We start from the raw sequence: 7,088 nt of genomic DNA on the forward strand, positions 1-7,088 counted from the left end.
GTATAAAATCAAAACAGAAGTATAAAGGAGGGAATTTTATGAATAATCCATTCAATCCCAGTTTCGGTAAAGTTCCCAATATTTTTTTAGACCGCACCCATTCCGTCACTAAATTATCAAATGAACTTCAAGATCCCAACAGCCCCTATCAGACAACTCTGATCTACGGCGTCCGCGGAGTCGGCAAAACTTCACTTTTAACTGATATCGGTAATAAAATGAGTGCTAAAAAAAATTGGTTAGTGGTAAATCTAGCGACTAATTATAATGTCTTACAAACTTTGATCGATTCTATCTGTCAAAAAAGTTCACCCGAGATCAAAAAGTTACTCGATAAGATCGAAGGCATCAAGTTATCAGCTTTTGGGATCCAATTTGAGTATCGTCTACAAGAGCTTACTGAAACAAATTACCAGATATTACTCGAAAATATTTTGGATAAACTACAAGCTAAAAATATTTCACTGTTGGTCACCATTGATGAAGTCGATCCAACACCCGAGATCAAAAATTTCATCTCATTATATCAGCTATTGATCCGTGAAAACTACCAGATATCCTTGATCATGACCGGCCTGCCAAATAAACTTTCCGAATTACAAAATGATTATGTTTTGACCTTTTTACTTCGCAGTGCACGGATGCAACTTTCTAGTCTAGATCTACTTTCGATCAAACATAGCTACCAAGATACCTTCGCTAAAAAAGGGATCGCTATTAGTGATGACGTTTTGGTAGCAATGGTCAAAAAAACCAAGGGATATGCCTATTCTTTTCAACTATTGGGATATTTATTGTGGGAAATTGCTGATAAAAAGATAACTTTTGCAACACTAGAACAAGTCCAAGGTGAGTATCTTGCAACTTTAGGCAGAAATGTCTACTACAAGATCTTGCAAGAGCTCTCACCCGTTGATCATAGCTTTGTGATCGCTATGGCAAAGGCTTCTACCCCAGTTGTCACGACTGCCTATCTCCAACAAGAACTGGGCAAACCTAAAAACTATCTCTCAATGTATCGCAAACGACTCTTAGATGCACAATTGATCAAAAGCCCTGCACGTGGAATGCTTGAATTCACCTTGCCGTATTTCAAAGAATATATCCTTGAAAACTTAAAATTTTACGCTTAAAAAAGAGACTGCAATAGTCTCTTTTTAATTTAATTTTATCTTTGGCAACAAATATAGATAACAGCCAAAGCCAAGGCTAGCCAGCCCGACCCAAAAACATGCTAGATGATAAGGCGAAAAAGTCGAAGCGAGCATAACACCTAACGCCCCTAACAAAGCGGTCCCACGATAGATAAAGCCGTTTAATGCCATATACGTTCCACGTAATTCTTGTGTTGATAACTCTGCTAACATCGTCTTACCCAACGGAATGATGAAAACTTTACCGATTGAAGCTACAAATACAGCTGATACTAAAGTATAGAAATTATTAGAACTAATGATAAAGAAGAAAGCCGGAATATACATCACTAAGCCTAAGAGAAATGAGCGCTTCTCACCTAACATTTTGGTCAAAGTTGGTACGACCAAGGTCAGCAAAACTACAATCAGGGTATTTTCCGTACGGATCAAGCCTGCCATTTGGATCCCGGTAATTTCATGACCTAAGACTACCGCTTGAAATGACTTAGCTAAACGCACACTAACGTAATTTATTACCTGTGCATCCAGTGACATGACTAACAGTTGGGCCACACAATAGATCACAAACTGCCTGTTTTTTAAATTTCTTCACTCCGGGCGCCCTTTTGATCGACCGCTAATTGGGCAAATTCACCAGTCAAACCGTGTTTTCTGGCTTCCTTGATAAACAGCTCGATCTTTTCGGATGAAATCAGCGTCATTACGGTGGGACCAGCCCCACTCAAATACGTACCCTTAGCACCTATTTTATGGCCTAATTCACGTAAAACTTTTAAATGTGGGACTAATTTTTCACGGTATGGCTCATGATAGCTGTCTTGTTCGATCAATTCAGCCACTAGCTCTAGATCGTTAGTCAATAAGGCTGCGACTAAGGCATTGCCCACACTTCCCGCTCGTACTGCCGTCGCATATTCCAATTGTTTGGGTAAGACGCTTCGACTGACCTTAGTCTCCAATTCAAAATCAGGAATATACGCTAACAGCCCGATCTCAGGAAATGAAGCTTTGATCGTTTGTGGATGTGCATTTACCATCAATGAGAGCGTCAGACCCCCAAATAATGCTGGTGCTACGTTGTCAGGATGCCCTTCGATCTTAGTAGCTACCTCAAGTAATTCTTGGTCTGAAAACTGTTTGGTAGATAAAACTTGAGCTAACTTCAACCCTGCCACGATCGCTGCTGAACTACTGCCAAGTCCGCGCGCCAAGGGGATCTTAGAGCTCATTTTTAGCCTGTGCGGAGTGAGAGCCTGATCCAAGGTCAAAGCTGATGCGATGACCAAATTTGTTTCATCATGCGAAACTTCTGGGCCAAGATCATGTTCGATCTGCCAGTTAGCCGTTTTTTCCAATACCTCTAATGTCAAATAACGATCAACGGCTAGCCCTAAGGAATCAAAACCAGGGCCCAAGTTAGCACTGCTAGCGGGTACAATGATCTTTTTCATACACTAGCCCTCCAATACTTTATATGCAGCCAGTAACTGCATCTCTGGCATTTCTTTTAGTTTGGCTTTGATCACATTTAGCTGAGCCTCACTCATCGCATGGGTCACAAGTGAGATCCGCGCGGTACCTTTGCTTTCACTGGTCTGTTTGATCACATTGAAACTAGCCTTTTGTTTGGCCATGATCTCGGTTAACTTCAGCATTTGTCCCGGTTTGTCTGGGAGCAACAAGGAAAGATAGTAGGGATAGATCACATCACTTGCTGGGGCTAAAGCGACGTTTTTGACATAACCGTTAAAGCGACTACCAGTAGTCTCTAAGACGATATCTTTGGTGACTGCGATGATGTCGCTCAAAACACTGTTAGCAGTCGGTAATTCCCCCGCACCTGGGCCATAAAACATCGTCTCACCGACAGCTTTACCGGTCACTAAAACAGCATTATTTTCATTTTGGATCGCTGCCAACGGACGTGAAGTAGGAACAAGTACCGGTCCAACTGAAACATCTAATTTATCATCGATGAGCTTAGCGATCCCTAGCAATTTGATCGTATAGCCTAACTGAGCCGCTTCATTGATATCGGCAAGTTGTACGCCATCGATCCCCTCGAGTTTCACATCATTAACAGTGATATCTTTTCCAAAGGCAAACTGCGTCAAAATGATCATCTTATAGGCAGCATCTTTACCTTTGACATCATTAGTGGGGTCGGCTTCTGCAAAACCTTTTTCCTGCGCAAGTTTTAAGGCTTGAGCATATGAGAGTCCATTTTGCGTCATCTGAGTCAAAATAAAATTCGTCGTCCCATTGACGATCCCTAGGACCGACTCCACTTGATCAGCAGCAAACGAATTGACGATCGTACGCAAGATCGGGATCCCCCCAGCAACACTAGCTTCATAAAAGAGGTCACAGTGATTTTGTTTGGCAAGCTCTGATAGCTCGGGGCCGTGTTGAGCGATCAGATCTTTGTTAGCCGTCACTACATGTTTTTTGGCATTGAGCAGTTGCTTGATATAGCCACGCGCAGTCTCGACTGTCCCCATCACTTCAACGACGATCTTGATATCATCATCGGTCACTAACTTGGTAAAATCATCCGTCAATTCGATCCCCGTCAGATCCACGTTGCGCTTAGCGGTCACATCACGTACGACCACCGTTTTGACATTTAACTTGCACCCCGTGATGTCCGTGATCTTTTGTGCATTATCCTGTAAGATCTTCACGACCCCGCTTCCTACCGTTCCTAAGCCTAAGATCCCAATATCGATCGTCTTCATGCGCATTCCTCCGTGTCTAAAAAAGTTATATTTCCTTAATATTAACACATTCAAATTTCGCTCAAAAGATTTTAAACACCTAATTTAATTTAACTAATAATTTTTACTTGTTATTTTAACCTTACTTTGGTAGTATGAACTAAAATTTATTCGAAAGGAACGTGAACTTATGGCAATTTCATACCGTAGCACACGTGACCACCATGCCACCCCTTTTTTGGCCTCACAAGCTGTCTTACAAGGGTTGAGTCCCGATGGCGGTCTCTTTGTCCCAGATCATTTACCCCAACTTGACTTGGAATTAATGGATCTACCAAAATTAACTTATCAAGAATTGGCTTTTAAAATTTTACAACCATTCTTTAGTGATTATACTGCTACCGAATTACAGGACTGTATTGCCAAAGCTTACGGAGATAACTTTACCTCACCCCAGATCACACCTGTCAAATTCACCGCTGATCTTGCCTATTTGGAATTATTCCATGGTCCAACGATCGCGTTTAAAGATCTCGCATTGCAATTATTGCCACATTTACTGCAATTAGCAGCTAAAAAAAATCAAACTGCTCTAAAGACAGTGATCTTGACCGCAACTTCGGGTGACACTGGTAAAGCTGCTATGGCAGGATTTGCTGATGTTAAAGATACTCAGATCATTGTTTTTTATCCTAAAGACGGGGTCAGTGAAGTCCAAGAAAAGCAAATGCGCTCCCAGACTGGCGCTAACACCCATGTAGTGGCGATCACGGGAAACTTCGATGATGCTCAGACCAAGGTCAAAGAGATCTTCGATGATCCTGATATGGCACTTGCACTACAGCAAAAGGGCTATCGCTTCTCTTCTGCTAATTCCATCAATATCGGGCGTCTATTCCCGCAAATGGTCTATTACTTCTACGCTTATGGCCAAATGCTCAAAGCTGGTAAGATCTCTGCCGGACAAGCAGTCAACTTCAGTGTTCCAACGGGAAATTTTGGCGACATTTTAGCTGGGTGGTACGCTAAAAAACTCGGGTTACCGATCAAAAAATTGCTCTGTGCTTCAAATGAAAACAATGTCCTAACTGAATTTTTTGCGAGCGGGATCTATGACCGCAAACGTCCATTCCACGTGACAACTTCGCCTTCGATGGATATTTTAGTTTCCAGCAACTTAGAGCGGCTATTATTCTATACGCTAGATCAAAATGCAACTAAAACTGCACAATTGATGGATCAGCTCAGTACCAGAGGCGTTTATATGCTTGATGCTGAATTGGTCACCAAATTACAAACTGAATTCTTTGCTGATTTTGCCACGATCGACCAGACAGCAACTGAGATCAAACGCGTTTTTGAAAAAGAAGGTTATCCGCTCGATCCACATACTGCAGTCGGTTCGTTTGTCGCACGTCAATACCAGTTAAAAACAGGCGACCTCACCCCGATGATCGTCGTTTCTACTGCTAGCCCGTACAAATTCCCTGAGGCTGTCTTAGATGCTTTAGGTAAGCGCCAAGAAGCCACTGGAACAGCGGCCTTGAAACAGTTACATCAAGTGATCGCACAACCTTATCCACAAACGATCGTAGAACTCTTTACCGCACCACTCTTACACGATCTGACTTGTGATCCTAAAGATATGAAAAAACTAGTGCTCCAACTCGTTAAGTAAAATTAGATAAGATATAGAGGTTTTTTGTTATGAAAGTTGTTAAATTTGGTGGAAGTTCTTTAGCAAATGGTGAACAGTTCAAAAAAGTTATCGCCATCGTGACCGCTCAACCAGAGCGTCAAGCCGTGATCACCTCGGCCCCAGGCAAACGTTTTAGCGATGACATCAAAGTGACTGACCTATTGATCACTTATGCTGAACAATTTTTAAATTATCTAGATACTAAAAAAATCCAAGAAAAGATCTTTGACCGCTACCAAGAGATCGCCCAAACATTTGAGTTACCAACCGAACAACTCGCTTGGCTCAAAAAAGAATTACAACAGCTCCAAGAAAGGACTTATCCCAGTGCCGAATACCTTTTAGCAGCTTTTAAAGCACATGGGGAATATTTCAATGCTCGTCTCTTGACCTTGATCTTGAATCATCTAAAGATCAAAGCGCGTTTCATCGACCCGCGCGAAGTTGGCTTATTGGTCAGCTCTGATCCTAACAACGCCACGGTCTTGCCCGTGACCTATGAAAACTTAGCTCGGTTAGACTATACGGATGAGAAATTGATATTTCCCGGGTTTTTTGGGGTAACAAAAGAAGGTGAGATCGCTACTTTCTCACGGGGCGGATCAGATATCACTGGTGCGATCGTTGCCCGCGGGTTAAACGCTGAGCTCTACGAGAACTTTACCGATGTAGATGCGATCTACGCTGCTGATCCTAGGTTAGTCCAAGATCCATACGCCGTCACCAAAATGACTTACCGTGAGATGCGCGAACTCTCATATGCTGGTTTTTCAGTCTTCCACGATGAAGCGATCGTCCCTGCGATCGAGGGCCGGGTCAAGATCAACGTAAAAAATACTAACCATCCTGAGCGTCCGGGCACGATGATCATTCCGTATCAAGAATTTACGCCGATCACCCCGATCACTGGGATCTCAAGTGCCAAACGTTTTTCCGCACTGTACTTGCACAAATTCTTGTTGAACAAAGAAGCCGGTTTTACGCTAAAAATTTTAAATATCCTCTATAAATACGGGATATCCTATGAACACATGCCTTCTGGGATCGATGATCTGACCATCATCTTTGATAACAGTCAGTTGACTGAAGCTAAAAGAAAAGCCGTATCGCGTGACATCCGTGCTGTGATCCAACCTGATGAATTACGCTGGATCGATGACTATGCCTTGATCATGGTCGTTGGCGAAGGGATGATCAATCGTATCGGGATCATGAAAGATGTGATCTTAGCTATTTCCGATCACAATATCAACATCCATATGATCAACCAAGGTTCATCTGAAGTCTCGATCATGCTTGGGACTAAGAGCGCGGATGCTGATAAAGCTGTCAAATACATTTACGAAGCTTTTTTTGAACAAAAATAATCGTCCCACTAAAACAACATAAGCCCTACCATGATGGGTGACATCATGGTAGGGCTTATTATTTATACTTTTACACACAATATAGCTTAAGACCTGGGTGGGATCTTAAGCTATATAGCGTATCAGATTGCAACTCATATACTAAGTC

The 7,088-nt window shown here is 42.3% G+C and carries 6 protein-coding genes; 3 read left to right on the top strand and 3 right to left on the bottom strand.

From position 1 onward, the window contains the following. The first annotated feature begins 38 nt into the window (after nt 1-38). Nucleotides 39-1,133: a DUF8462 domain-containing protein gene (locus LMU01S_RS09325; protein WP_056958814.1), complete on the top strand. Its 1,095-nt coding sequence runs from the start codon at nt 39-41 to the stop codon at nt 1,131-1,133. 24 nt (nt 1,134-1,157) lie between these two features. Here LMU01S_RS09325 and LMU01S_RS09330 read toward each other — a convergent pair whose 3' ends face one another. The 3 genes from LMU01S_RS09330 to LMU01S_RS09340 are packed head-to-tail and all read right to left on the bottom strand — an operon-like array spanning nt 1,158 to nt 3,895. Then, nucleotides 1,158-1,721 (bottom strand): MFS transporter, encoded by a 564-nt coding sequence (locus LMU01S_RS09330; RefSeq protein ID WP_056958811.1) that lies wholly within the window; start codon nt 1,719-1,721, stop codon nt 1,158-1,160. Nucleotides 1,722-1,735: 14 nt separating this feature from the next. Next, nucleotides 1,736-2,608: a homoserine kinase gene (gene thrB / locus LMU01S_RS09335; protein WP_056958810.1), complete on the bottom strand. Its 873-nt coding sequence runs from the start codon at nt 2,606-2,608 to the stop codon at nt 1,736-1,738. Nucleotides 2,609-2,611: 3 nt separating this feature from the next. Next, on the bottom strand, nt 2,612-3,895 hold the full coding sequence (locus LMU01S_RS09340; RefSeq protein ID WP_056958808.1) for a homoserine dehydrogenase: 1,284 nt from the start codon (nt 3,893-3,895) through the stop codon (nt 2,612-2,614). Nucleotides 3,896-4,064: 169 nt separating this feature from the next. On the opposite strand from LMU01S_RS09340, the gene thrC reads away from it, so the two are divergent. After that, complete coding sequence (gene thrC, locus LMU01S_RS09345; RefSeq protein WP_056958807.1) at nt 4,065-5,552, top strand: threonine synthase; 1,488 nt, start codon at nt 4,065-4,067, stop codon at nt 5,550-5,552. A gap of 29 nt (nt 5,553-5,581) precedes the next feature. Beyond that, nucleotides 5,582-6,940: an aspartate kinase gene (locus tag LMU01S_RS09350; protein ID WP_056958805.1), complete on the top strand. Its 1,359-nt coding sequence runs from the start codon at nt 5,582-5,584 to the stop codon at nt 6,938-6,940. Nucleotides 6,941-7,088: the final 148 nt, after the last annotated feature.

The organism is Ligilactobacillus murinus DSM 20452 = NBRC 14221 (assembly GCF_001591685.1).
Classification (GTDB): Bacteria; Bacillota; Bacilli; order Lactobacillales; family Lactobacillaceae; genus Ligilactobacillus; species Ligilactobacillus murinus.

Coding starts and splice junctions, on each gene's coding strand:
- LMU01S_RS09325 (WP_056958814.1), top strand. CDS start 39: ATGAATAATCCATTCAATCCCAGTTTCGGTAAAGTTCCCAATATTTTT.
- thrB (WP_056958810.1), bottom strand. CDS start 2,608: ATGAAAAAGATCATTGTACCCGCTAGCAGTGCTAACTTGGGCCCTGGT.
- LMU01S_RS09340 (WP_056958808.1), bottom strand. CDS start 3,895: ATGAAGACGATCGATATTGGGATCTTAGGCTTAGGAACGGTAGGAAGC.
- thrC (WP_056958807.1), top strand. CDS start 4,065: ATGGCAATTTCATACCGTAGCACACGTGACCACCATGCCACCCCTTTT.
- LMU01S_RS09350 (WP_056958805.1), top strand. CDS start 5,582: ATGAAAGTTGTTAAATTTGGTGGAAGTTCTTTAGCAAATGGTGAACAG.